This is a genomic window from Streptomyces bullii (genome assembly GCF_042657145.1).
Lineage (GTDB): Bacteria > Actinomycetota > Actinomycetes > Streptomycetales > Streptomycetaceae > Streptomyces > Streptomyces bullii.
Genome location: NZ_JBHSNY010000016.1, coordinates 69,386 through 93,773, shown reverse-complemented (window position 1 = coordinate 93,773; position 24,388 = coordinate 69,386). Strand labels below are relative to the sequence as shown.

The following is a 24,388-nucleotide window of genomic DNA, read 5'->3' as shown; positions in this document are numbered from 1 at the left end:
TCTCCGCCAGGCTGAGCCGGCGCTGAGGCTTCGCTTTCGATGGAGGAACTCTCCGCTCCCCGCGCATGGCCTGGGCCAACGGCTCATCGCCCGGGCAATACCATGTTCGGCGCCGCGAACACGCTCAGCCGACGCGGGTAGGCGTATTCCGTTCGCGGTGAACGTGGTCCTGTTCGTCCTGGCCATGTGCGTGGGCTGCGGCCGCTTCGGGCCGCACTCCCCCTGACAGCAAGCAGCCGGAAGAAAGGCAAAACATGCCTGCGTCTGCCGGCATGGTCTATCGGCCCGTCCGCCACCGCGCGACGGCACAACACGGCTTCAAGACCGTCACCATCGCGTGGGCGCTCCGGCAGGACCATCGAACGGCGTGGCGTGCTGGTCACTCGGAGGCGAGTCGGGGCCCCGCGGCGCGGCGGAGCCGGTTGGCGATCGCGGCTCCCAGCCCCTCCTCCGTCGGCAGGGAGGCGACGATGAGGTCGCAGCCCCGCAGGTCGAGCTCGCGCAGGAACCCGTACCGCCCGCGCGCGTAGGCGGCCATCGAACCGGGGACCGCCAGCACGGCGTGCGCCTTCACCGGAGTGTCGGCGTAGGAGGGGGGAAGAAGGACGCCCACCTGGTGCCCCAGCTGCTGCGCGAGCTCCGCTTCGGCGACGACCTTCTCCGGCTCGACGAGGACGACCCGCGCCCGCGGCTCGTAGTGGGACGGATGCTGGCCCGGTACCCGCACACGGCTCGTCGAAGGCACCGCGATCGGGCACCCCAGCACCGCCTCAAGGTCCTCGCGCGTCACCCCGCCGGGCCGCAGGATGCTCGGGATGTCGCCCGTGGCGTCGACGATGGTGGACTCGACGCCGACCTCGCAGGGGCCGCCGTCCAGCACGAAGTCGACGGCGTCATCGAGCTCCGTACGGACGTGGTCCGCCGTTGTCGGGCTGACCGAGCCGAAGCGGTTGGCGGACGGGGCCGCCACTCCGCCGCCGAAGGCCGACAGCAGCGCGAGCGCCAGGGGGTGGTCGGGCACGCGTACGGCCACTGTCTCCAGGCCACCAGTCGCATCGAGGGGCACCCGGCGACCGCGACGCAGAACCAGCGTGAGTGGCCCCGGCCAGAAGCGTTCGGCCAACAGGCGAGCCGACGCGGGCACGTCCTCGACCCAGTCGCCCAGGTGCTCCGCGCCCCTGATATGGACGATCAGCGGGTGGGAGGGCGGGCGCCCCTTGACCTGGAAGACGCGCGCGACCGCGGCGGAGTCCTCGGCGTTGGCGCCCAGACCGTAGACGGTCTCGGTCGGGAAGGCCACCAGACCTCCGGCGCGCAGCACACCGGCCGCCATCTCGATGTCACTGGTTCTTGCTGTCACGTCTCACTATCCTCTCACTGCTCCGCGCCCACGTTTCGCGGCCTCATCGACGCATAACGGCAAACCAAGGCTGACGGCACCCCGTGAGCCCGGACGCCGAAGAGCCGAAACAACGGAACCGGGGATCACCGCCAGGACGCCCGGCGCGGCGTCGACGTCCGTGTCCTCGAACTCCTGGCCGCCAATGAGCCTGGCCGAGCGTGGTGACGGCCCTGCCACGACACCCAGGAGGCCTACCGGCTGGGGAGAGGCCGAGTGCGCCGGGCAGGTCGAAGGAGCCTTCGGCGCGGACCGGGGATTCCGGTACGGCGATGAGGGTCAGGGCGATGGAGAGGGTGCCGGTGCCGGGCATCGCGATGCTGCCGCCGACGCCGATGGAGGAGTTCATCACGGCCATTGCCGAGCCGGCCCGCTCGCGTGGCAGCAGGTCACGCATCAGGCCGATGCCCAGCGGGACCGCGCCCATGGAGAAGCCCTGAAGGGTGCGGCCGACGAGCATCACCGCCCCGGCCCGGGCCGACGTCGGCGCTCGGCTCACCTCTGTCAGGGGACCGCGTACCCGCCCGCCAGGCAGAGTGACAAGCCGCTAGAACGCGTTGACGCCTGTGAGTTCGGCGGAGACGGTCCACAGGCGGGCGGCCTGCGCTGAGTCGATGGCGTAGTCGCGTACGCCCGCCCAGGAGCCGTCGCCGGGCAGGGCGGGTTCGGCGATGTCGCAGTCCGCGCAGTACACGCCGCCCATGCCGTCCAGTTGCCCGGAGGTCGCGGCCCATACCTGGGTGGCCGCGCCCTGCTCGGGCGTCTTGAAGCGGTCGCTCACGTTGCCGTTCTCGTCGATCCAGCCGAGGGCGACCATCTCCCCCCGGGGCGTATGGCGGCTCAGGTCGGTGAGGATCTCACCGGGATGCACCGCGAACGCCCGGACCCCGGACTCCCGGCCCAGCGCGTCCAGGTGGACGGCGAACAGCACGTTCGCGGTCTTCGCCTGGCCGTATGCCGCCCACTTGTCGTACGGACCGCGCTGGAAGTGGATGTCGTCCCACCGGATGCCCGACAGGTGGTGCGCCTGGGACGTCAGGGAGACGACCCGGGCGCCACCCCGCGCGATGGGCGCCCAGAGGCGGTTGACGAGCGCGAAGTGGCCCAGATGATTGGTGGCGAACTGCGCCTCCCAGCCTGCCGGGCCGATCCGCGTCTCGGGGCAGGCCATGATCCCGGCGTTGTTGACGACGATGTCGATGTCCCGGCCCGAGGCGAGGAACCGGTCGGCGAAGGCGCGGACGCTGTCCAGGTCGGCGAGGTTCAGCTCGTCCACCTCGACCCCGTCGACGCCGCCGACCGCCTTCCGGGCAGCCTCCGGTCGCCGGGCCGGGACGACGACCCGGGCCCCGGCGCCGGCGAGTGCGCGGGTGGTCTCCAGCCCGAGGCCCGCGTAGCCCCCGGTGACGACGGCGAGCTTGCCGGTCAGGTCGGTGCCGCGCAGGACGTCGTCCGTGGTGCTCCTGGCACCGAAGCCCGAACCGATCTTCTGCTGCGGGGTGGTCGTGTACGTCATGTCTGCGGTCACGTCATGTCTCCGGTCCATACGAATTGCAGGGCACTCCGCCACAAAAGGGTCGCGGCGGCTCCGGCCGGCAGCGGTCCCGACGAGAGCCGAGTCTCCGCGACGGGCCGACAGGCGCGTTGGGGTCAGTGCAGGACGCGGAGCGGGTCGGCGCCGCCCCATTCCTGTGCGGCCGCAACGAAGTATTCGAGTGAAATTCTAGTGCATTGTGAGACTAAGTATCAAGGTGAGTCTTTGCTGTATCCTCAACCCATGACTGACTCCGCCGGCACCCCCTCCAAGCCCGCCACCAAGCCGCCCGGTCTCCGGGAGCGGATGCGTGCGGCGGTCCGGGCGGAGGTGACCGAGGTGGCGCTGCGGCTCTTCGCCGAGCAGGGGTTCGACCGGACGACGGTCGACCAGATCGCCGCGGAGGCGGGACTGTCGCGCGCCAGCCTCTTCCGCTACTTCGGGACCAAGGAAGACATCGTCCTCGGTGACCTGGAGGAGACCGGCCGCCGTATCGCGGAGGCACTTGCCACCCGCCCGGACGACGAGCGGCCCTGGGAGGCGCTGCGGCGTGCTTTCGACGTCCTCGTCCGAGCAGGACACGAGGCGGCACCCGAGCAGACGCTCACGTACCTGCGCATGCTCTATGAGACTCCGTCACTGCGGGCCCGGCACTTCGAGAAGCGGCTGACGTGGCAGATGCTGCTGGTGCCGGAGATCGCCCGGCGCGTGGGAGCCGACCCCGACGGGCCCGAAGACCCCCGGCCGGGCGCCCTGGTCGCGGCCGCCCTCGCCTGCCTGGACGTGGCCGTGACGGGATGGGTGGCCTGCGAGGGCAGGATTCCCGTGGCCGACCTGCTCGATCGCGCGATGGACGCCCTGACGCAGTAACCCTCCCTCGTCGGCCCCGCACCACCCTGGCGCGGGAGACCGCTCAGCCGCGCAACGTTCGGAAGGCCCGGGTCCGGTGGCAGGCGTCGAAGAGGAACAGGGAGACCTCCGCGGCCGTACCGATCGGAAGCCGAGCCAGAGCCAGAAGCTGACCGCTGTTCCGCACCGAAGATCCGGGAGCCTGCCGGACAAGACCCCGCCACTTGATGAAGCACCGAGGCGCTGGCCAACTCGTGGACAACCAGCCCCGGTTGACCACGCGGCAGGGCAGATAAGGCAGGTGACAGATGCCCCCCGCCCTGGTCGACGGTTGTCCTGGTGACTCCGTCTGCCAGGTGGGAGGGCATCTTCACGAGGCGGCACTTCTCAACGGACCACGCTCGGCCGGTGGACCGGCAGCGAGGCGCGAGCAGCGGCCGTCGGCACAGAACCGAGGCGCCGTCAGGCCAGGTTGAGCTTCTCCAGTTCCGCCTGGCGCCAGGTGTAGATCTCCCTCATGATCTCACCCTGCGGGGACGCCCAGTCGAGGCCCGACTCGGCAATATAGGCGAAGGTCGAGTTGGGCACGCTGCCGGCCTGGATCATGCGCTGGACCGCCAGGTCGTGCACCTCCTTGCTCGTCCCGCCGACCGCGTCCGCGGGGAACGTGGTCCTGAGCCCCTCGGCCTGCATGTCCGCTATCGGGAAGGCCAAGCAGATCTCGGTCCACAGGCCGAGCATGACGAAACGGCGGCGGCCGGTCTTCAGGACCGCCCGGCGGAAGGCATCGTCGTCCCAGGCGTTCATGGTGTTGCGGTCGATCTCGGGAACGTCCGGTATCTCCGCACGCAGCTCCGGCAGCGTGGGGTGATTGACGCCTCCCTTGACCCCGACGGTGCTTAGAACGACCGGCATCCCCATCTTGACCGCGAGGCGGGCCAGCGACCTCGCGTTGACCATCATCAGCTTCTGGTCCATGGACCGGACTTCGGCGAGCATCTCCGGCTGGTAATCGATGAACACCACCGCGGAGTTGTCGAACTCGAACAGCTCCCCCTTCGACCCACCCTTGGACGCCGCGGCGGCGGCCTGGGGCGCAGCCACCGATGCGGTCACAGCGGCGGCAACTCCGCCAGTGGCGGCCATCATGCTACGACGACTGATCGGCTTGACCATCAGAGCTCTCCTTATGAAGGATCCGGCACCGCAACCCCATGGCAGCAGGTGCTCTTGCAGCCCCACCCAAAGTAGGTGACGCGTCATGAACTCTGCCCGAGGAATACATGATGCGTCAACTACTTCCGCACGCCACCTGGCCAGAGGTCGCGAAACATCACGGCGCACCGAAGAGGAGTCCCCACAAAGGGCCCGAACGGCCTCAAACGGAACCATCAGCGACGGCCAGACCGGCCTCGGTCGGCGCCGGAAGAGCCCCTTTCTCGTCGTCGATACATCAACCGCCGCCCGGAAATCCGGGCCGGTAGCCCCCCGAGGACTGGCGCGCTGGACGTTCGTCAAGGAATTGACTTTACGACCGTTCAGTGACTGTGTATCGTTCACTAGACGATCGTCCAGCAGGTGTCGTGCTCGTAGTCACGAAACCTCCTGGTAGGCACCTCTCAACAGACCTATCTGACCAGCGAAAGAGGCGACATGGTGTTGTCGACAGTGCAGAACACCGAGCGGCCCGGACGACTGCTCAACATCGAGGAAGCCCGGAAGAAGCACGGCTCCAGGGCTGATTTCATGGTGGAAATGCTCCAGGCGGGCGATCCCCTGGCCGACGCGGTGATCGTCGAGATCAACGAATTCGGCAAGGAGGCCAAGCAGCAGCTGAACCAGGGCCTGGTCGCCGGGCTCGACAGCCTGGACAGTCCGCCGCCGGCGGTCGCCGCGTTCCTGGCCCAGCTGGAGACCATGCCGGAGTGGATCAGCCACGACCAGCTGGCCGCGGGAGACGTGGGGGACCTGTCGATCCCGCCGCAGTGGACCCTGCTGACGTCGGCCGGCATCCAGCTGGTTCACGTGTACGCCTCGCCCAGCATCGCCAAGCTGCTCGTCCAGACAGGGTCGTTGACGACCATGGCGCCGCGCCGCCTGGTCGAGACCGGCGTCTGGCACGAGCAGGCCGTCCTGCCCGGCGGGCTGCTGCGCGGCGCGCCCGGATATGTGGGCACGGCCCAGGTGCGACTGCTGCACGCGCGGGTGCGTCACACGGCGATGAAGCACGGCTGGGACCACGCGGAGTGGGGCGTACCCATCAACCAGACCGACATCGCGCGCACCTGGCTCGACTTCACCGCCGTCCCCTTCCTGGCCGCACGGAAGCTCGGCATGGTCTTCACCGAGGACGAGCAGGCCGCGCGCTACCGGTACTGGTCCTACCTCGGGCACCTGCTGGGCCTGGACGAGCGATTCCACCGCGCCGTCCGCAGCGACGACGACGCCGAGGTCCTACTGGACCTGCTGGACTCCACCATCCACGAGCCGGACGAGAACTCCCGCGCGCTGACCGAGGCGATGCTCGACGCCAACGTGGCGGCACTGACCGCCGGGCCCCTGTCCATGCTGGACCGCGCGACCCTGCGGGATCTCTTCAACGGGCTGCTCCGCTTCTACTACGGCGACCGGTTCGCCGACGCGCTGCGGCTGCCTCGCGCGCAGAGCGCCGGGCTGATCCCGCTGCTCGGCGCCGTCGGTGCGCAGTCCTGGCAACTGCAGCGCAGCACCCCGGAGACCGCCGCGCTGGCCTTGGAGCAGTTCACCGCCATCAGGGCGGCCGACGCGGCCGCGGCGATGCCGGACCACACCGCCTACCAGACGAACATCTCGCCCCAGGCTCACGCGGCCTGACGCCGGCCGAACCAGTCCCTCCCCGCAGGAGCAGTCATGAAGCACGACTACACCTCTCTGTTCATCGACGGCCAGTGGGTCGCCCCGCACTCCGCCGACGTCAACACGGTCATCAACGCCACCACCGAAGAGGCCATGGGCCGCACGCCCATCAGCGACAGCGCGGACGTCGACGCCGCCGTCGCCGCCGCCCGCCGCGCGTTTGACGGCACCGGCTGGTCCGACCTGGAGCCGGCCGCACGAGCGGACACGCTGGAGCGGTTCGCCCATGAGCTGGAGAAGCGTTCCACCCTCATCGCGGAGACGGTGACCGCCGAGAACGGCATGCCGATCACCCTGTCCGTTCCGGCGAACGGCTACTCGGGAGCCGGGTTCCTGCGCTACTACGCGGGCCTGATCCGCGAGTTCCCCCTGGAGGAGACGCGCGCCGGCGACCGCCCGGGCGAGATCCTCGTACGGCGTGAGCCGCTGGGCGTGGTGGCCGCGCTGGTCCCGTGGAACTATCCGCAGGCCCTGGCCATGATGAAGATCGCGCCGGCGCTGGCGGCCGGCTGCACCGTCGTCCTCAAGCCTGCCCTCGAGACCGCCCTGGACGCCAACATCATGGCCGAGGCCGCCGCCGCGGCCGGGCTGCCGCCCGGCGTGTTCAACGTCGTGCCCGGCGGCATCGAGGCGGGGCAGGCCCTGGTGGCCCACCCCGGTGTCGACAAGGTCTCCTTCACCGGCTCGACGGCCACCGGGCGCATCATCGGCGAGGTCGCCGGACGGCTGCTGCGTCCGGTCACCCTCGAACTCGGCGGCAAATCCGCGGCCATCGTCCTCGACGACGCGGACGTCGCCACGGCCGTGGGCGGCCTGGCCGAGGTGTCCTTCCCCAACAACGGGCAGACCTGCACCGCCAACACGCGCGTCCTCGCGCCCGCCCGCCGCTACGCGCAGATCCTGGACGCGGTCACCGACCTGGCCAAGTCTCTGACCGTCGGCGATCCGTTCGACCCGGCGACCGCCGTCGGCCCGGTGGTCTCCGCCCGGCAGCGGGAGCGGATCGAGGGCTACATCGCCACCGGCCGGGGTGAGGGCGCCCGGCTGACCGCCGGAGGCGGTCGTCCCGCCCACCTGGAGCGGGGCTGGTTCCTCGAACCCACGGTCTTCGGTGACGTGCGCAACGACATGGTCATCGCGCGCGAGGAGATCTTCGGCCCGGTCATCACCGTCATCCCCTACCGGACCGACACCGAGGCCGTCGAGCTGGCCAACGACAACGAGTACGGCCTCGCGGGCAGCGTCTGGACCGGCGACGTCGAGCGGGGCACGGCACTGGCCCGTCGTATCCGCACCGGAACCATCGGCATCAACGGCTACCGCATCGACAACGCCGCCCCCTTCGGCGGCTACAAGGCCAGCGGCCTCGGCCGCGAGAACGGCCCCGAGGGCCTGATGGCCTACTTCCAGACGAAGTCCATCCTCCCCCCGGTGACCGCATAGCTCTCGACCCACCCTCACCGGGGCGGAGAATCAACGAGCCCCTATACTGGACGACCGTCCAGTGACCCCGGTGTCAGGGGGGAGAACGCAACGAGGAGGAAGCGGTGCCGGAGGCAAGGGATCCGGAGCAGACGCGTGAGCGAATGCTGCGCTGCGCGCTCGAGTTGTTCACGGAGCGCGGCTACGAGGGCGCGTCGATCGGAATGATCGCTTCTGGCATGGGACTGACGAAGGCGGCGGTCAGCTACCACTTCCGAACGAAGGAGGACATCCTCAACGCGGTGGTGGAGCCGGCCTTCAGCGACTTGGAAGCGTTCTTCGAGAAGTGGGGAACGGGACCTCTCAAGCCCGCGAAGCGGCGGGAGGCGATCGCGGGGTACGTGAGACTCCTGGTCAAGCACCGCGGTCTCCTCGCGTTCCTGGCCAAGGAAGGCGACCGTGAGAACCCCGAGCCCGTCATGCGCCAGTGGCCGCACGTCGGGGAGAAGGTCGCCCAGCTGTTCGGCGGCGACCAGGAGGACCTGAGCGAGCGCCTCTACTTCGCCGCTGTCATCCGCGGTCTCGCCCTCGCACCGGTCAAGTTCCCCGAGGTCGGCGACGACGACCTGCGCGAGCACCTGCAGATCGCCGCCGAGCGCATGCTCGCCCGCCCCCGCCGCCGGCCGGCCTGAGCCACCGGACGGACGACGGGAGCCCGCCCGGCGAGTGGGCAGATGAACGGTGCCACCACGTGGTGGGGCCGTCGAGACGGGGCCTGTTCCTCCGCCCGTCACCACTCGGCAGCCCTGACCGCCGGTGTGCCGGGACTGCTTGGTGCGCCACCGACGTCGTGCGCCCTTCGCAGTCGTCGGCCGCGATCTTCCCTCGATCCAGCAGACGTCACGTGCTGCCTGGATCCGCCCGATCGTCCGTACCCGCTGCTCCCGCCTGGAGGTCTCTTTCCATGACCCACACGACAGCCGACCGGACGGTCCGAAGGACGGCTCGCAGGGCGGACGGGTCCGTGGTCGCGGTGCTCGCCTTCGCGGGCATCGTGGTCGCGGTGATGCAGACCCTGCTCGTCCCGGTCCTCAAGGACCTGCCGCAGCTGCTGAACACCACGGCCGGCAACGCCGGCTGGGTCGTGACCTCGACCCTACTCTCGGGAGCCGTGGCCACCCCCGTCATGGGCCGCCTCGGCGACCTCTACGGCAAGCGCCGCATGCTGATCGCCACCCTCGCCGTGATGGTGGCCGGATCCCTGATCAGCGCGGTCACCAGCGATCTGACGGTGATGCTCGTCGGCCGCACCCTTCAGGGCTTCTCCATGGGCGCGGTCCCGCTGGGCATCGGCCTGATGCGCGACCTGCTGCCACGCGAGCGGGCCGGCTCGGCAATGGCCGTGATGAGCTCCTCCATCGGCGTCGGCGGCAGCATCGCGATGCCCGCCGCCGCCCTGCTCGCCCAGAACACCGACTGGCACAGCCTGTTCTACGCCGCCGCCGGCACCGGCACCCTCTCCATCGCCCTGACCCTCATCGCCGTACCGGAATCCCCGGTCCGCGCCGAAGGCTCCTTCGACCTGCCCGGCGCACTCGGCCTCTCCCTCGGCCTCGTGCTCTTCCTGCTGCCCATCACCAAGGGCAGCGACTGGGGCTGGACCTCCGGCACGACACTCGGCCTGTTCGCCGCATCGGTCGTGGTCCTCCTCCTGTGGGGCGTACTCGAACTGCGCACGGAATCCCCCTTGGTGGACCTGCGCACCACCGCCCGCCGCGAAGTCCTGCTCACCAACCTCGCCTCGATCATGGTCGGCGTCGCCTTCTACGTCCAGACCCTCGTCATGCCCCAGCTCCTCCAGCTGCCCACCTCCACCGGCTACGGCCTCGGCCAGTCCATGGTCGCCGCCGGCCTGTGCATGGCCCCGATGGGCGTGACGATGATGCTCATGACCCCGCTCTACTCCCGCCTCGCGACCAGACACGGCCCGACCACCACGCTTCTGATCGGCCTGCTGGTCATCGCCCTCGCCTACGCGGCAGGGACCGGCCTGATGAACGCCGCTTGGCAGACCCTCGTCACCTCGGTGCTGCTCGGCGTGGGCATCGGCCTCGCCTACTCCTCCCTGCCCGCACTGATCAACGGGGCGGTCCCGCCCTCGGGGACCGGCGCGGCGAACGGCCTCAACACCCTGATGCGGTCCATCGGTACCTCACTGTCGAGCGCCGTCATCGGCACGGTGCTGGCCAACACGGCGGACACCGTGGGCGGCGTCGAAATCCCCACCATGGACGGCTTCCGCAGCGCCTTCCTGATCGCGACCGCCGCGGTCATCCTGGGCCTGATCCTGGCCGCCTTCCTGCCCAGGCAGCGACACGTGTCCAGTTGACAGCCCCCGACGGACGGCTTGGAGGCTCACTTCCCATCGGGCCGTTCCTGCACATCCACAGGTACCTCCGCAACCAGCCTGAGCAGCCGGCAGAGGCGGCGATCACCGTTGTGGACCGGCTGGAGGACCGGGGCCTGCGCGCCCCCGTCGGCTGAGAGCCGGCTGCCGAGAACGGATGCCGGCCCGCGCCGGCACCGAGGTCACGCATCCCGGTGATGGCGGCCGTCGTCGTTCCCGCGACGATGGAGACGGAAGTCCCCGAGGTGCTGCGGCGCGTGGCGGCGCGGACCGGCGACCGGTTCACCTTGCACGCCGGCCGGATGCGAATGAAGACGGTCGGCGCCGAAAAGCTCGCCCCGATGCGCCGACGCCGCCCGCGTGGTCGACTACATCGAGGGCGAGGCATCGCGGTCCAGGACGCGATCAGCCTGGAGGTCAAGGGGTTGCGGACTCATGGCGCCTAGGTTGTAGGCTGGCCATTTAGATGACACATCAATAGGCGGCGTGCGGGGAGGCAACGATGCAGGCACAGCAGCAGATCTCGCGCCGAACCGTCGCCCGGGCCGAACAAGCTCCATCTCGGCCCGGATGCGCAGGTCGACGACCTGTTCCCAGAGCCCGGCTTCGAGTGGCCCCCACACCGGGGCCTGGAGACGGTGACGCTGGTGCTGGACGGGGTGCTGTAGCACGGCGACAGCACCGGCAACGCGCGAACTCGCCTTCCGCAACGACACGCCCACATACTGCAGTTGTGGGTGAACCTGCCGGCCGCCCAGAAGATGGTCGACAGCCGCTGCCAGGACCTGCTCGCCGCCAGCCGGCCGGTCGTCGAACGCGAGGGTGTCCGCTCGACCTCGTCTCCGGTGCCGCGGGCGGTCTGACCGGCCCGGCCGGAACCACGATCACATCCTGCCCGGAAAGGACGGGCGTTCCTCACCGTGCACTACGGCAGCGCGGCTCGCCGGCCGCACCCTGACCACGGTCGGACGGCCTGGCAGTCAGCCACGCCGAGATCGAGCAGGCGTTCCGCGACTTCCACGCCGGCACGTTCGGCGCCATCCCGCGCCAGGCCCGGTTGCAGTACCGCTGACCGCGTTCGGCCACTGCGCAGCACTTCAGCACCTCACCACTTCATGCAATCACCACGCCGGATCGAGTCCGATCCGGAACACACCTGAACGGGACAGCCAGTTGGAGAGATCAGCAGCTGTGACCGAGCCGGGCCCGAGGGCCGAGTCGGCGGATGCCGAGCAGGCGAGGTCGACACCACCGGAACCGGTCGGCCGCGAGTCACGGTCGGCCAGTCGTCGGCGTTTGCTCACCGGTGCTGCCGCGCTCGGTGCGGCCGCTGTGGCCTCGCCGGCCGCGGCGGCGTCCACGGCACCGGCGGCCCAACCGCCCGTCTTCCCGTCGGGCCGGCCGATCCTGATCCGCCGGGCGACCGTGGTCACCATGGATCCGGCCCGCGGTGTGCTGCCCGAGACCGACGTGCTGGTCCGCGGCACCACGATCGCCGCAGTCGGAAAACGGCTGTCCACGCCCGCGCACACCACCGTCATCGACGCCGACGGTGCCCTGCTGCTGCCCGGCTTCGTCGACACCCACCGGCACATGTGGCAGACCGCCCTGCGGGGCGTGGGCGCGGACTGGACGATAACCGACTACTTGGAATGGATGCTCACCAGGTGGGGGCCGCTGTTTCGTCCGCAGGACATCTACGCGGCCAACTATCTGGGCATGGTCGAGGCGGTCAACGACGGGGTGACCACCGTGACGGACTGGTCGCACGGATCGAGGACCCCCGAACACGCCGACGCCGCCGTGGACGCGCTGTTCGCAGTCCCGGGGCGTGCGCGGTACGCCTACGCCAACGCCTTCGCCTCCGACTTCGGCTGGGTGACCGGCGGGCACATCGATCAATTGCTGAAGACCCGCTTCGCCGGTGCGGACCAGCTCGTCACCATGCAGCTCGCGCTCGACATCCTCTCCGGCAGCGAGGACGCCCGGCAGGCCCTGAGGTTCGCCCGTGACCGGGACCTGCGGGTCGGCCACCACGCCGGCATCTTCGGGATGGCCGGTGAGGAGCAGATCCGGTTCCTCGCCGAGAACGACGGTTTGTCGCCGTCGACCATGCTGGTCCATGCCGCCGCACTGAGCGACGACGCGTACCGGCGCATCGCCGACGGTGGCGCCCACCTGTCGATCTCGTCGGAGAGCGAGCTCAACGCCGGACAGGGCTACCCGCCCACCGCGAAGGCACGCCGGCACGGCATCCCGATCTCGCTGTCGATGGACACCGTGGTGTGGTGGAGCGGCGACATGTTCTCGGCCATGCCCTCCACACTCAGCGCCGACCGGGGACTGGCCACCTGCACGCCCACGAAGCCGGCGAGGCGGTCGCCCACAACGCGCTGCGCGCCCAGGACGTACTCGAGTACGCCACGATCGGCGGCGCACGGGCACTCGGCCTGGACCACCTCATCGGCTCGATCACCCCGGGCAAACGGGCGGACCTCGTCATGCTGCGCACCGACACCCCAGCGATGACACCCACCCACAACCCGGCCGGGCACATCGTCTTCCAGGCCGGGCGCGGCGACGTCGACACCGTCCTGGTCGACGGGCGGGTCCTCAAGCACCGCGGCGCCCTCATCGGCGTGGACCTGCGCCGTGCCCGGCAGCTCGTCGAGCAGTCCCTGGAGTACCTGCGCTCGCGGATCCCCGAGGAGGACTGGCAGCGGGCGATGAACCCACCGCCGGGTACCGCTGCCCGACAGCCGGGTCTCTGACGGGTGAGCGGTTGGTGTCGGCGTCCTGGATGCAGCCAGGCTCACCAGCTTGTGCGGCCCGCGCGCCAACTCCCGCAGCTCCCGGGGCGCGGGCGGGGCGAGCCACGCCTCCGGCAACCGCCCCAGCCGCAGCGTCCCGCCATCGTTCGTCCCGCACCATCCTCGCCCGCGGCCCGGCCTGCGATCTCCAGTCCGCTGCCATGCGCGCCGGCACCGAGCGGCGCCGGTGCAGGTCCTGAGCCGAGCATCCTGCGCACCCGGCAGGAGCGGGAGGCCCCGCTGCCTTCATCGCGTCAGCAGATGTCGAGCAGCCCGCGTCGTACCGCCTCCGACACCGTGCTCGCCCTGTTCTCGGTGCCGAGCTTGCGGTAGATGCGTACGAGGTGTGTCTTGACCGTCGCCTCGGTCACGCGCAGGGCCGCCGCGATGGTCCGGTTGCTGTGCCCCTGCGCGAGAAGCCGGACCACCTCGAGCTCCCGCTCGCTCAGCACGAGCTCGGGGGCGGCCGGCCGCCCGAGCAGGTGTGCCGTGGCCTGCGGGGCGAGCCCCATGTCTCCGGCCACCGCGGCGCGCACGGCGCGGAACAGTTCCTCGGGCGGCCCGGCCTTGAGGATGTAGCCGCGGGCGCCTGCGTCCAAGGCACGTACGACATCCCCTCGGGTGGCATGGCTCGTGAGCACGACGACCTGCGTGCCGGGAGTCCGCGCGACGATCCGGCGGGTCGCCTCGATGCCCCCCACACCGTCGTGATCACGGTCGCCGCCGTCGGTCAGCCGGAGGTCCATCAGCACCACATCCGGCCGCAGCCGCGCCGTGAGGTGTACGGCCGCATCCCCGTCGCCCGTCTCGCCGACGACCTCGAAGCCGGGCTCCCCTTCCAGCAGGGCCCGCAGACCGGCGCGTACGACGACATGGTCGTCGACGATCAGAATCCGCACCGGCACGTCCGGAATGTCGCTCATGGCGTGCCCGCCATGACACGGGTTCTCAGCGGAACCGTCGCCCGGCCTCGGGTGCCGTGTCCGGGTGCGCTGTCGACGGTCAGCGTGCCGCTCACCTCGTGCAGCCGGTCGCGCGCGCCGGACAGCCCGAAGCCGCGGCCCTTCGCGCGCGCGGGAGCCGTCGGGTCGAATCCCGCTCCGTCGTCGGCGACTTCGACGCTCGCCGTCTCGTCGTTCGCGTAGGAGAGCGTGACCCGGATGTGGGCGGCGTATGCGTGTTCGCAGGCGTTCGCCAGCAGTGTCTGGGCCGCGCGCAGCAGTGCCTTGGCCTGGTCCGTGGAGAGAGACACCGGTTCGCCCTCGGTACGGAAGGTGATGTGCCCGGCTCCGGCGGCCGACTGCGTACGCGCACACAGGTCCCGCAGTGCCGCGCCGAGATCGTTGTCGGCCAGGGCGGGCGGAGTGAGGTCGCCGATGATGCTGCGAGTCTCCGTGAGGTGGGCGCCGAGCGCTTGGACGACCGCCCGCATCTGCATCCTGGCCACGTCCGGCCGACGGTCCCAGTCCCGAACGGCGGCCTGGAGCAGCATGCGGCTGCCCGCGAGTTCCTGGGCCAGGCAGTCGTGCAGGTCACGGGCGATCCGGGCGCGCTCCGCCAGCCGACCGGCCTCGCGTTGACGCCTGGCCAACTCGCCCCGGGTCTCGGCCAGTTCACGCGTCAGCCGCTGCTGCGTGCGATACAGGGCCACGGTGGCCCAGACCGCGGCGATCGGCGGCCCCAGCACTTCGGGGTCCGGCCCGCCGCTGATCCGTGTCAGGGAGGCCATTAGCAGCACCGTGATCACGGCGATGGCCAGGAGGGAGGTGCGCCGTCCTGGCAGCCGTTGAGCGACGACCGCCAGCGGTACGGCGAGCCACCCGTACCAGGGAGCGAGCGCCGACGGCAGCGCCCACAGCACCCAGAACCACAGCAGCAGGACCAGCGCGAACCAGGTCCTGCTCCCCCGGGCGCCCAGCCGCTCCCAGCGGGTCAGCCCGCCCACGTACAGCACCACAAGCAGCACGGTGGGCGGGGCGACCATCCAGCACAGGGCGCTGTTCACGGTGATGAGCCGCATCAGGGTGCCCACCGCGACCAGCAGGAACGCCAGGTGCGGAAGGTGCCGCGCCGATGGTGTACTGCGGAGGGCGGACCAGGACGAGGTAGGCACGGTGGGGCTCCCTGCGGCGGGCCGGTCGGTCTCAACAGCAGATGCCTGAGTGTAGACCGAATACGCGTGTGAACGCAGTAACGTGCCGCGCCAACCTGGCAGTTGGCCACCACCGTGGCCGTGGTTCGGCCGGGTTCCTACCGGCCGGGGTGCAGACCGAGAACACCCGGTGACGGGTCTCCCTTGACCTCGCCGAAGTACAGGGCGAACGTCTGCTTCAGCCGCTCGACCGTGGCACGGTCCTCCATGAACCGCGGGAAGCCGTCCAGGTTGCCGTTGTCGTACTCCCAGATCGGCTTGAGACCGCCGGCCGGGGTGACGTCCGTGCGGACCGACCAGCCGTTGGCGGCCGCCTGCTGACGCTCGGTGGACAGCATCCAGTTCATGTACAGCTTGGCCGCCTCGGGACGGGCCGCCTGCTTCAGGATGGCGGCCCGCTGACCCCACGACATGAAAGGATGCCCGTCCGCCGGAACCGCCCACCGCCACGAGCCGGTGGCCAGCAGACTGCCCGACGCCCCGACGCCGATGGCCTTCTGCCCGCTCTCGAGAGCGGCGCGAGGCGTGAACGAGCCTCGGGCGAACTGCGGTTCCTGCGCGGCGAACCGGGCCACCCAGTCCCAGCCGTACCTCTCCACGTACAGGGAGAAGAGGTAGAGCACCGCATCGTCGTCGTGCGGGTAGGAGGAGGCGATGGCGCCCTTCCAGCGCGGGTCGAGGAGGTCCAACGGCGTCCTGGGGGCGTTGGAGCCCGCCGATGCGACGTCGTACAGGAAGCTGAAGCCGATGACCATCACTGCCGACCACGCGCCATGCGGGTCCTTGAAGCCCTCGTAAACCTTGGAGAAGCCCGCCGGCTTGTAACGCAGCAGCTTGCCCTGCCGCGCCCAGCGGGTGAAGTCCTGGAGCGTCTGCAGCTGCACGACGTCGGGGACCAGGGTGCCGGTCGCCAGCTGGTTGTCGACGCGGACGTCGTGGAACTTGCTGTAGTCCACGACAGTCGTCATCTCGACCTCCGGGAACCGAGCGCGCCAGGCAGCCCTCACGCCGTCCGCCTGGGTGTCGATGTCGCCACCCGCGTAGACGACGAGCTTGCCGCCTTCGGCAATGGCGGCCTGGTACAACTCGTCGAGCGAGCGCGTCTCCTCGCGGACGGCCGAGCCCTGCGATACGGCGGCTGCCGCTCTTCCGGACGAACCCGGTGCGGCGCTCGCCGGAACCGAGACGGCCCCGGCGAGTGCCGCACCCGCACCAACCGCGAGAATCCGACGCCTGCTGAAGTTGCTGGACATGATCGTGGTAATCCTCTCTGCCACTGCTCCATCTCCTCGTGCGCAGCGGCAGCGTCCACTCTGCGGCCGAGGCGGGACACTCCGCGTCGCCCCGACGTCGGGATCGCATTCAACCGTTCGATGGACAGCCTGGCACGCCCGCCACACGGCAGGGGCGGTGCGGAGTCGGCCGCCGTCCGCGAGGCTCGGGTGCCAGAGGACGATTACCCCTCGCCGGCGTCGACGAGCGCGGGACTCGGGCCCCGAACACCATGCGGTGTCGGGCACGGCCGGGTGCACTCCGTCGACCGACATGTTCGGCAGACCACGCCCCGCAGCTGCGCGCTGATCGTGGCCACGGCCACCGAGCGGAGCGGGCTGCGCAGCGCTGCCACCTGGGCATGGACACGACAACCATCCTGTTCTGCGTGATGGTCGCGGCCGTGGGCTGGCTGGCCGGCATCGTGGCGGGCGGCCGCCCGACCGGCTGGGCCGCCTGCGCGTCTACCGGATCGGCTTCGTCATCCAACTCGCCTGGGGCCGCAAGCCGACGCTGCCCCGCGGTCGGTGCGGTCGGTGTGTCGTACCGGCCGCGCCGCAGCTGTGCGGCCGAGGTCCGGATGGGCTCCGGGGCTCCCGCACGGGATCAGGCGCGATAGGTTCCGCCTGGACGAACATGCGGAGGTGCCGTGAGCGAGCAGGACGAACAGAGGGAGATCATGACCGCGAAGGACGCGGCCGACAACGAGCTGGTCCTGGCTTTCGGGCGGCTGCAGGGTGCCGCGACCCGGCTGGAGTACATCCTGGGCCGGCGACTGGAGGAGGAGTGCGGGATCAGCCACCTGATGTACGAGGTGCTGCTGATCCTGGGGCGGGCGGGCGGACCAGGGCTGTCGATGCGCGCGATCAGCCAGGAGCAGGTGCTCACCACGGGCGGGGCGACGCGGCTGGTGGACCGGATGGCGGCGGCAGGACTGGTGCAGCGGGTCACGGATCCGGACGACGGCCGAGGGCGACTGGTACGCCTGACAGCGCTGGGCGAGGCAACCGCCGTACGCGCTTCCCGGCTCCACGTGGAGAACATCAAGCGGTACTTCCTGGACCCCCTGCCCGCCTCCCACCGGGAACGCTTCGCGGAGGACCTGCGGATTCTCAGCCACGCGGCCCGCGACTCCCTGCCGCAGCTGCCCTGAGCCGGGCCCCGCAGCGCCGGCGGACGCGCCGACCACGCACATCGCCCCACCGGGTTACTCCGCATTGAAATATCTGAGGAGTCAGATAATGTTGTGAGTGACCCGCACCAGGTGGGCGCCCCGTTCTCACGAGGTCTTCGATGAAACTCGTCTACGTCTTCGATGCGTACTGCGGCTGGTCGCACGGTTTCTCGGCACCACTGCGCGAGATCACCTCCCGGCACCCCGAACTGCCCGTGGAGGTCGTCTCCGGGGGCCTGTTCACCGGCGGGCGCCGAGTACCGATGAGCGCGTTCGGCTACATCCAGGGCGCCAACCGCCAGATCAGCGAGCGGACCGGCGCCCGGTTCGGCGAGGCCTACCGGCGGCTGGCAGACGAGGGCTCGTTCGTGATGGACTCCGAGGCCGCCGCCCGCGGCGTGGCCGCGCTGCGCCGGGCAGCCCCCGACCGGGCGGCGGAACTGGTCACGGACCTCCAACGCGCCTTCTACGTCGACGGGCAGAGCCTGTCCGACCCGGCGACCTACCGGCAGCTCGCCGACGCCGCAGGACTGGACGCCGACGCGGTGGTCGATTTCTTCGAAGCGCCCGAGGCTCGGGCGGAAGCCGCAGCCGACTTCCGTCGCGCCGCCGAGCTGGGCGTCACGGGCTTTCCCACCCTCCTCGCCGTCGACGGCGAGCGCGTCACCACCCTGGCCCACGGACACGCCACCATCGACGAGGTGGACCGGCGTCTCGCGGCGCTCGACGCCGAATGCCCCTCCTGACCCATCCCCTTCTCCGAGAGCAAGGAGCCCTTCCATGAGTACCCTCGACTTCAAGGTCCTCCACCTCGACTTCCCCGCCGGCAGCAAGAACAAGACCGCCACCCTCGTCACCGGCGACAGCGAGGCCCTGCTGGTCGACGCCGGCTTCACCCGCGCCGACGGCCACCGCCTGGCCGCCGAGATCCTCGACTCCGGCAAGACGCTCACCACCGTCTTCATCAGCCACGGCGACCCCGACTTCTACTTCGGCGCCGAAGTCCTCGCCGACGCCTTCCCCGACGCGAAGTTCCTCGCCACCGAGCACACCATCGAACACATCCACCGCTCCTACGAGGGCAAGCTCAAGGCCTGGGCGGCGCTCGGCCCGAACCTGCCCACCCGCCTGGTCGACCTGGAACCGCTCACCGGCGACCTCGCCCTCGAGGGCCATCGCTTCGAACTGAAGGGCGGCCCGGCCGGCCTGCCGGACCGCCACTACCTGTGGCAGGCCGAGCAGCGCGCCCTCCTCGGCGGCGTACTGCTCTTCCAGCAGGAACACGTCTGGGTCGCCGACACCCCCACCCCCAGCGACCGCGCGTCCTGGATCGACCTGCTGGACGAGATGGCCGCCCTGAAGCCGCAGCTGGTCGTCCCCGGCCACCGGCTTCCCGGCACCGCCGCCGACGCCTCCGCCATCACCGCCACCCGCGACTACCTGGTGGCGTTCGAGGAGGAGCTGGCCAAGGCCGCCGACGGCGCGGCGCTCACGGAGGCGCTCGTCGGCCGCTACCCGGACAACGGCATGGTGATCGCCGCCCAGATCGGCGCCAAGGTCGCCAAGGGCGAAATGAAGTGGGGCTGACATGACCGACTTCGCCACCTCCACCGCCCCCGCCGACGTCGTACGCCGCTAGTACCTGGCGTCCGCCACCGGTGACCTGGAAGCCCTGCGCGCCACCCTCGCCCCCGACGTCGAGTGGACGGAGATGGCCGGCTTCCCCCTCGCCGGCACCTACCGCACCCCCGACGGTGTCACCTCCAACGTAATGGAGCAGCTCGCCAAGGAGTGGGACGGCTGGACCGCCCACGACGACACCTACGTCGTCGACGGCGAGAACGTGGTCGTCCTCGCCCGGTACACGGCCACCAACAAGGCCACGGGCAAGGCGATCGACGTCCGCGTCGCGCACCACTTCGTCGTGCGCGGTGGGCTCATCGTCCGCTTCGAGCAGTTCGTGGACACTGCCAAGGTCCGTGAGGCCATGACCCACGACGCATGACCGCGACGACCGCACCCGTCCATGCCGATGCACGGGTGCGGTCACGCCAGTCGGCGGGTCTCACCGGGCGTCTGGCCGAAACGGCCGCGGAAGACCCGGGTGAAGTGCGCCTGGCTGGGGAAGCCCCAACGGTGGGCGATCTCGGCGACCGTGAGGTGGCGGGAGCTCGGGTCGGCCAGCTGCTCACGCGCCTTCGCCAGCCGCTGGTCGAGGATGTGGCGTGCGGGACTGACGCCGCTCTGCTGGAAGACACGGCTGAGGTGCCGGGCGGACACCCCGATCGCCTCCGCGACCCGTTCCGCGCTCAGCCGGGGGTCGGACAGGTGCCGGTCGATGTAGTCCTGGGCCATGGCCAGTCGGGAGGACATCGCGGGCAGGGCGGACTCGTCGCCCAGCCGCGGAGCCGTCAGGGCACGGACGAGGTCCAGCACAGTGGCCTCTGTCTGCACGGAATCACCGTTCCCGCGCCCCGTGGCCCAGTCAGCCAGCAGCGACTTTATGGCGGACACCATCGCGCCGCCGGTCGCCGACCCCCGCCCGAACAGCAGGGGCGCTGACACGTCGCCGGAGGCGCACCGCTCGGCGAATACCTCACGGGGAATGTCCACCAGCAGCTGGCGCATGGCGGAGGGGAAACCGAACAGGTACGACCGGCGGGTGTCGTAGAGGACCAGGTCACCCGCCTTGACGGTGAGACAGCCGCCCTCGTGGAAGAACACCGCCTGGCCGTGCGTCAGCAGGCTGACGAAGACCGAGTCCTTCGGGAGCTCCTGACAGGTCCGAGGGTTGCGTTCGATGACGTGCTCGTTGCCGGTGATCTCGGCGAGCCGCAGACCACCCAGCCGGAAGTTCGACTGGGTGGCCAGCAGACCGTCCGGGGAGTAGGACGAGCAGGTCAGACCCACCAGCGCCTGCCGGTTGTACTCCTCCCAGAAGTCGATCCGGTCGGCCGGGTCGACGGACCGTGTGGACACGTGGGAGAGAAGGGGCACGGTCACCTGGGGCTCCTTTCCGGCCTGCGCGGGCGCAAAGGACAGGGTCTCGGTGCAGCCGGGGTCAGCGGAAGAGCGAGTCTACGTACTCGGCTCCGATGCCGACCTTCTCGTAGTGCGTGCGGCACAGCTCGATGTAGTCGTGGACGTCGAAGTAGCCGTCGGGTTCGCCGTTCTCGTCCAGCCAGATGAGCGGTCCTTTGACGATGAAGAACGCCTTCATCGGCTCGTCGCTCTCGTAGGCCACCAGTGTGTGGCCCTCGCCCGGCGACTCATAGACGAAGTCACCGGCGCGTGCGGTCCACGGCCGCTCCAGATACCCCCACTTCCCGGAGATCGTGTACGCGAAGACCTCGTGCGGGTGGTAGTGCCGGTTGACCAGTCCCGCTTCCTTGGCTCGCAGGATGTCGGCCCACGAGTTGTCCTTGACGTTGATCCACAGCGGACGCGAGCCGACGGTCTCGGTGAACGGCACGTAGTACCGGTCGTCGTCGGTGGCCACCTGGGACAGGTAGACCTCGGGCTGGGCGTCCGGCTTCAGGGAGTTCCGGATCGGTTGGAGGTTCTTCCAGAACTCGTTGTCGGCTGCTTCAGGCATGGCCGGCTCCCTTGCGTCGTGGCGGGTGGCCGACAGTGAACCCCGGCAGCCGACGCCAGGTCTTTCCCGTGGCGGACATCGCGGATTGCCTGTTCGGGACATGCCCCGGCCGCAGCCGCCATGGGCCGCCGGCACGCTGGTCCTGGGGACCGGGTATGGGCCCTCGGCGAGCCGGTCATGTCCCACAGCACAGCAGCCGCGCCTCGGCGTGGGGTGCATGGGCCGTCTTTCAGGGGCCGTTGTGGACAGGCAGACGGTACCGACAGACGTCTTCGCCAGACCGTCCCGCCTCGTGTCAGCGCAGGAGCCGTTCGTCCGCCGGAGCGTGGGAGACGACTTCCAATGCGCCCTCGGTGACGATGATCTGCTCCTCGTACTTGGCGCCGACCGTCCCGCCGACGGCTCCTATGTAGCCCTCGACGCTGAGGACCATCCCGGGCTCGAGGATGCCCGGGTGGTAATCGGTCATCGTGACCACCGGGTACTCGTCCGTGGCTCCGCATCCATGGGCGATGAAGGGATAACGCTGCCGGCGATACCTCTCCGGGATGCGCTTCCCCAGCATCTCGCCGAGCTCCGCGAAGCTGCGTCCGGCGACGAACTCGGGAATGGCCTCGTGAACGAACTCGTACGCCGCCTGGTACACCGCTCGCTGTTCCCCGGTGGCCTGGCGATCACCGCACAAGTAGGTGCGCGAGATGTCGGTCAGGTAGCCGAACGGGCCCACCAGGTCGGTGTCGAAAGCGACGAGGTCACCGTCGTGGACGACGCGATGTGTCGCCTCCTGCATCCACGGGTTGGTCCTCGGGCCCGAGCACAGCAGCCGCGCCTCGGCGTGGAGTGCCCCGTGCGCGAACGTCTCGCGAGCCAGAGCCGCCCACAACTCGTTCTCGGTCCTGCCAGGTTCCAGGTGAGGGAGAAACGCCGCGACAGCCTCGTCGACCAGACGTGCGTTCTCGCGATGGATGTCAAGTTCGGTCGGCGACTTCACCCCTCGGGCCCCCTCGAGCACCGGGACGGCGTCGACGACCTTGATCCCCCGATCGGCCAGCTCGAGGAAGGCGACCGCGTCGACACGATCGACACCGAGCGGCTCGTCCCGCAGCCCCCGCTCTCGCAGTTCGGCGACGACCGCGGCGATGGCCCTCCCCGCGTCGCGTCTGCTGTGCGACCCCGATCCGAAGAAGGCGAAGCCTTCTGCTGTGCGGATCTCGCCGTCCCAGTGTGATCGGCTCAGATGCACCTGCTCGGCGCCGTCCCACAGGATCGGATCGTGCTCGGCGAAGACCAGCACCCACCGGTAGGGGCAGTGAAGGTTGGCCACCAGGAACTGTCCGTCGCAGGTCACGTAGCGGACATTGGCGGGATCGAAGAGCAACGCGGAGGGGAGTCCGGCCGCCTTCATGCCCGCCTGCGCCCGCGAGAGACGTTCGGCGTTCAGGGCTCTGACATCGATCGTGATCGGCTGCCGCCGCGCGGTGTCATTTTCATCCGAGGCTCGACCGGATCCGCTTGACGTACCAGTTCACAAAGGCCTCGACGTCGTCTTCGACCGTCGAGTAGGGGCCCGGCACATAGCCGGGGTTGGCGACGCCGCACTGGGTCGCCTCGACCAGCGCACGGTCCTGGTCGTTGGTGGCCTTCCACACCGCCGTCAGCGCGTCGACGTCGTAGTCGACGCCCTCGACCGCGTCAGGGTGCACCAGCCACGTGGTGCGTACGAGGGTTTCGCCAGGAGACAGGGGCTGGACCCAGAACACGACGGCATGGTCGCTGAGGAAGTGGAACCAGGCGTTCGGCTGCATGTGCAGCGAGAGGTCGCCGAACTTGGGGTCGGTGATGGAGCCGAGCAGCTTCTTGCACACCTGCTCGCCACCCTTCCCGAGCGAGGCGCCCGCTCCGTCGAGCGGCAGATGGAAGAGCTGGAATCCGGTCGGGCGCGAGTCGAGCTCTCGTCGCTCTTCCTGCGGGAAGCCGGCCGCGGTGCGGGTGGCGGTCAGCGCGGCCTCCGCGGCCTTGTAGCGCTCGTACAGCGGCCGCATCCGCGGCGGGACGTCTTCCTCGGAGTGCCGGTTGAAGGGGAAGTACGCGGTGAGGAGCTCCGGGTGGGACACATCGCAGTGGTGGCACTCCCGGTTGTTCTCCATCACGAGCTTCCAGTTGCCCCGCTCCACGATGTCGGTCTGGTGGGCGACCTTCGCCGTCCTGAGGTCGTACGGCAGCAGGTACGGCTCCACGAACCGGCTGAACTCGTCGAAGTCGGACGGCGGTTCATCGGACAGGCAGAAGAAGACGAGTCCCCCGACCGTGCGGACATGCACAGGCCTGAGGCCGAACTGCTCGCGGTCGAAGGTGGACGGCTGGTACTCGGCGAAGACCAGGCTGCCGTCCGTCCGGTAGGTCCACTGGTGGTACGGGCAGACGATGTTTCCGACCGACCCGCACCCCTGGTCCAGCAGACGCGCGCCTCGGTGCCGGCAGACGTTGCGGAAGGCACGGATTTCCTCGTCGTCGTCGCGGACGATGATCACGGAATGGGGCCCGACATTCACGGTCACGTAGTCGCCGGCCTCAGGTATCTCGGCCTCCGTGGCGCAGAAGAACCAGTGCCTGCCGAAGATGACGTCGAGGTCCAGTTCGTAGATCTCCTGGCTCGTGTAGAAGGGCGCCTCGAGGCTGTGGCCCGCTGCTCGGCGGTTCACCACGGACGCGATGTCCAGGGATGGCTTTTCGATGCTCGTGTGCGTCACGGTCATGTCTCCAACGCTCGGATCCGGGATGTCCGGATCGGACGGCGACAGCCTGATACCTGCCCTGCCGCTAGCTTGTCTCGCATTGCGGAACAAGACTGCTATGCGAAACAAGCTCAGGGTGCAGCG

General features: G+C 69.8%; 23 protein-coding genes and 2 pseudogenes. 13 read left to right on the top strand and 12 right to left on the bottom strand.

Going from position 1 to position 24,388, the window contains the following annotated elements; genetic code table 11:
• Positions 1-379 precede the first annotated feature (379 nt).
• The 3 genes and pseudogenes from ACFPZJ_RS36245 to ACFPZJ_RS36235 all read right to left on the bottom strand — a co-directional run bounded on the left by ACFPZJ_RS36245 (position 380) and on the right by ACFPZJ_RS36235 (position 2,915).
• Positions 380-1,360, bottom strand: a complete 981-nt coding sequence (locus ACFPZJ_RS36245; RefSeq protein ID WP_381030792.1) for an L-threonylcarbamoyladenylate synthase — start codon at positions 1,358-1,360, stop codon at positions 380-382.
• A 244-nt stretch (positions 1,361-1,604) separates the two neighbouring features.
• Positions 1,605-1,862 (bottom strand): annotated as a pseudogene (locus tag ACFPZJ_RS36240) (MFS transporter); the annotation flags it as partial.
• Between the two features lie 84 nt (positions 1,863-1,946).
• Entirely contained in the window at positions 1,947-2,915 is a 969-nt protein-coding gene (locus ACFPZJ_RS36235) for an SDR family NAD(P)-dependent oxidoreductase (RefSeq protein ID WP_381030870.1), read from the bottom strand.
• 261 nt (positions 2,916-3,176) lie between these two features.
• On the opposite strand from ACFPZJ_RS36235, the gene ACFPZJ_RS36230 reads away from it, so the two are divergent.
• Positions 3,177-3,803: a TetR family transcriptional regulator gene (locus ACFPZJ_RS36230; protein WP_381030790.1), complete on the top strand. Its 627-nt coding sequence runs from the start codon at positions 3,177-3,179 to the stop codon at positions 3,801-3,803.
• Positions 3,804-4,244: 441 nt separating this feature from the next.
• Here ACFPZJ_RS36230 and ACFPZJ_RS36225 read toward each other — a convergent pair whose 3' ends face one another.
• Positions 4,245-4,898 (bottom strand): isochorismatase family protein, encoded by a 654-nt coding sequence (locus tag ACFPZJ_RS36225; RefSeq protein WP_381030788.1) that lies wholly within the window; start codon positions 4,896-4,898, stop codon positions 4,245-4,247.
• A 537-nt stretch (positions 4,899-5,435) separates the two neighbouring features.
• On the opposite strand from ACFPZJ_RS36225, the gene ACFPZJ_RS36220 reads away from it, so the two are divergent.
• The 6 genes and pseudogenes from ACFPZJ_RS36220 (at position 5,436) to ACFPZJ_RS36195 (ending at position 11,369) form a co-directional block, all read left to right on the top strand.
• Positions 5,436-6,635, top strand: coding sequence for an oxygenase MpaB family protein (locus ACFPZJ_RS36220; RefSeq protein ID WP_381030786.1), 1,200 nt, complete (start codon positions 5,436-5,438; stop codon positions 6,633-6,635).
• Positions 6,636-6,671: 36 nt separating this feature from the next.
• On the top strand, positions 6,672-8,120 hold the full coding sequence (locus tag ACFPZJ_RS36215; RefSeq protein WP_381030784.1) for an aldehyde dehydrogenase: 1,449 nt from the start codon (positions 6,672-6,674) through the stop codon (positions 8,118-8,120).
• A gap of 104 nt (positions 8,121-8,224) precedes the next feature.
• Positions 8,225-8,791 carry a TetR/AcrR family transcriptional regulator gene (locus ACFPZJ_RS36210; protein WP_381030782.1) on the top strand — a complete coding sequence of 189 codons (567 nt, stop codon included), beginning with the start codon at positions 8,225-8,227 and terminating at the stop codon, positions 8,789-8,791.
• A gap of 272 nt (positions 8,792-9,063) precedes the next feature.
• Positions 9,064-10,467: pseudogene (locus ACFPZJ_RS36205) on the top strand (MFS transporter); the annotation flags it as partial.
• Between the two features lie 236 nt (positions 10,468-10,703).
• Positions 10,704-10,952 (top strand): hypothetical protein, encoded by a 249-nt coding sequence (locus ACFPZJ_RS36200; RefSeq protein WP_381030780.1) that lies wholly within the window; start codon positions 10,704-10,706, stop codon positions 10,950-10,952.
• A gap of 291 nt (positions 10,953-11,243) precedes the next feature.
• The gene (locus ACFPZJ_RS36195) at positions 11,244-11,369 is read left to right on the top strand and encodes a hypothetical protein (protein ID WP_381030778.1); all 126 of its coding nucleotides are present in this window, start codon (positions 11,244-11,246) and stop codon (positions 11,367-11,369) included.
• Positions 11,370-11,627: 258 nt separating this feature from the next.
• On the opposite strand, the gene ACFPZJ_RS36190 is transcribed toward ACFPZJ_RS36195, so the two are convergent.
• Complete coding sequence (locus ACFPZJ_RS36190; RefSeq protein ID WP_381030776.1) at positions 11,628-11,942, bottom strand: hypothetical protein; 315 nt, start codon at positions 11,940-11,942, stop codon at positions 11,628-11,630.
• Here ACFPZJ_RS36190 and ACFPZJ_RS36185 point away from each other — a divergent pair.
• The gene (locus tag ACFPZJ_RS36185; RefSeq protein WP_381030774.1) at positions 11,941-13,035 is read left to right on the top strand and encodes an amidohydrolase family protein; all 1,095 of its coding nucleotides are present in this window, start codon (positions 11,941-11,943) and stop codon (positions 13,033-13,035) included. The two genes, ACFPZJ_RS36190 and ACFPZJ_RS36185, sit on opposite strands and share 2 nt — an antisense overlap.
• Complete coding sequence (locus ACFPZJ_RS36180; protein ID WP_381030868.1) at positions 12,933-13,277, top strand: amidohydrolase family protein; 345 nt, start codon at positions 12,933-12,935, stop codon at positions 13,275-13,277. The genes ACFPZJ_RS36185 and ACFPZJ_RS36180 overlap by 103 nt, the downstream gene beginning before the upstream one ends.
• Positions 13,278-13,570: 293 nt before the next feature.
• Here the strand turns inward: ACFPZJ_RS36180 and ACFPZJ_RS36175 are convergent, their stop codons facing one another.
• The 3 genes from ACFPZJ_RS36175 to ACFPZJ_RS36165 form a co-directional block, all read right to left on the bottom strand.
• Positions 13,571-14,239, bottom strand: coding sequence for a response regulator (locus ACFPZJ_RS36175; protein WP_381030772.1), 669 nt, complete (start codon positions 14,237-14,239; stop codon positions 13,571-13,573).
• On the bottom strand, positions 14,236-15,429 hold the full coding sequence (locus tag ACFPZJ_RS36170; protein ID WP_381030770.1) for a sensor histidine kinase: 1,194 nt from the start codon (positions 15,427-15,429) through the stop codon (positions 14,236-14,238). Before ACFPZJ_RS36170 ends, ACFPZJ_RS36175 begins: the two co-directional genes overlap by 4 nt.
• Before the next feature lie 137 nt (positions 15,430-15,566).
• Complete coding sequence (locus tag ACFPZJ_RS36165) at positions 15,567-16,721, bottom strand: ABC transporter substrate-binding protein (protein ID WP_381030866.1); 1,155 nt, start codon at positions 16,719-16,721, stop codon at positions 15,567-15,569.
• A 698-nt stretch (positions 16,722-17,419) separates the two neighbouring features.
• Between ACFPZJ_RS36165 and ACFPZJ_RS36160 the strand changes: the two genes are divergently transcribed.
• The 4 genes from ACFPZJ_RS36160 to ACFPZJ_RS36145 all read left to right on the top strand — a co-directional run bounded on the left by ACFPZJ_RS36160 (position 17,420) and on the right by ACFPZJ_RS36145 (position 19,919).
• Positions 17,420-17,893 carry a MarR family winged helix-turn-helix transcriptional regulator gene (locus ACFPZJ_RS36160; protein ID WP_381030864.1) on the top strand — a complete coding sequence of 158 codons (474 nt, stop codon included), beginning with the start codon at positions 17,420-17,422 and terminating at the stop codon, positions 17,891-17,893.
• Between the two features lie 140 nt (positions 17,894-18,033).
• Complete coding sequence (locus tag ACFPZJ_RS36155; protein WP_381030768.1) at positions 18,034-18,660, top strand: DsbA family protein; 627 nt, start codon at positions 18,034-18,036, stop codon at positions 18,658-18,660.
• Between the two features lie 34 nt (positions 18,661-18,694).
• Positions 18,695-19,501: an MBL fold metallo-hydrolase gene (locus ACFPZJ_RS36150; RefSeq protein ID WP_381030766.1), complete on the top strand. Its 807-nt coding sequence runs from the start codon at positions 18,695-18,697 to the stop codon at positions 19,499-19,501.
• Positions 19,502-19,556: 55 nt separating this feature from the next.
• A complete protein-coding gene (locus ACFPZJ_RS36145) occupies positions 19,557-19,919 on the top strand; it encodes a nuclear transport factor 2 family protein (RefSeq protein WP_381030862.1) in 363 nt (120 codons plus the stop codon).
• Between the two features lie 41 nt (positions 19,920-19,960).
• Here the strand turns inward: ACFPZJ_RS36145 and ACFPZJ_RS36140 are convergent, their stop codons facing one another.
• The 4 genes from ACFPZJ_RS36140 to ACFPZJ_RS36125 form a co-directional block, all read right to left on the bottom strand.
• Entirely contained in the window at positions 19,961-20,917 is a 957-nt protein-coding gene (locus tag ACFPZJ_RS36140) for a helix-turn-helix domain-containing protein (protein ID WP_381030765.1), read from the bottom strand.
• Positions 20,918-20,975: 58 nt separating this feature from the next.
• On the bottom strand, positions 20,976-21,509 hold the full coding sequence (locus ACFPZJ_RS36135) for a 2,4'-dihydroxyacetophenone dioxygenase family protein (RefSeq protein WP_381030763.1): 534 nt from the start codon (positions 21,507-21,509) through the stop codon (positions 20,976-20,978).
• A gap of 295 nt (positions 21,510-21,804) precedes the next feature.
• Positions 21,805-22,950 carry a M24 family metallopeptidase gene (locus ACFPZJ_RS36130; RefSeq protein ID WP_381030861.1) on the bottom strand — a complete coding sequence of 382 codons (1,146 nt, stop codon included), beginning with the start codon at positions 22,948-22,950 and terminating at the stop codon, positions 21,805-21,807.
• A 46-nt stretch (positions 22,951-22,996) separates the two neighbouring features.
• On the bottom strand, positions 22,997-24,265 hold the full coding sequence (locus ACFPZJ_RS36125) for an aromatic ring-hydroxylating oxygenase subunit alpha (RefSeq protein ID WP_381030761.1): 1,269 nt from the start codon (positions 24,263-24,265) through the stop codon (positions 22,997-22,999).
• Between the last annotated feature and the right edge of the window lie 123 nt (positions 24,266-24,388).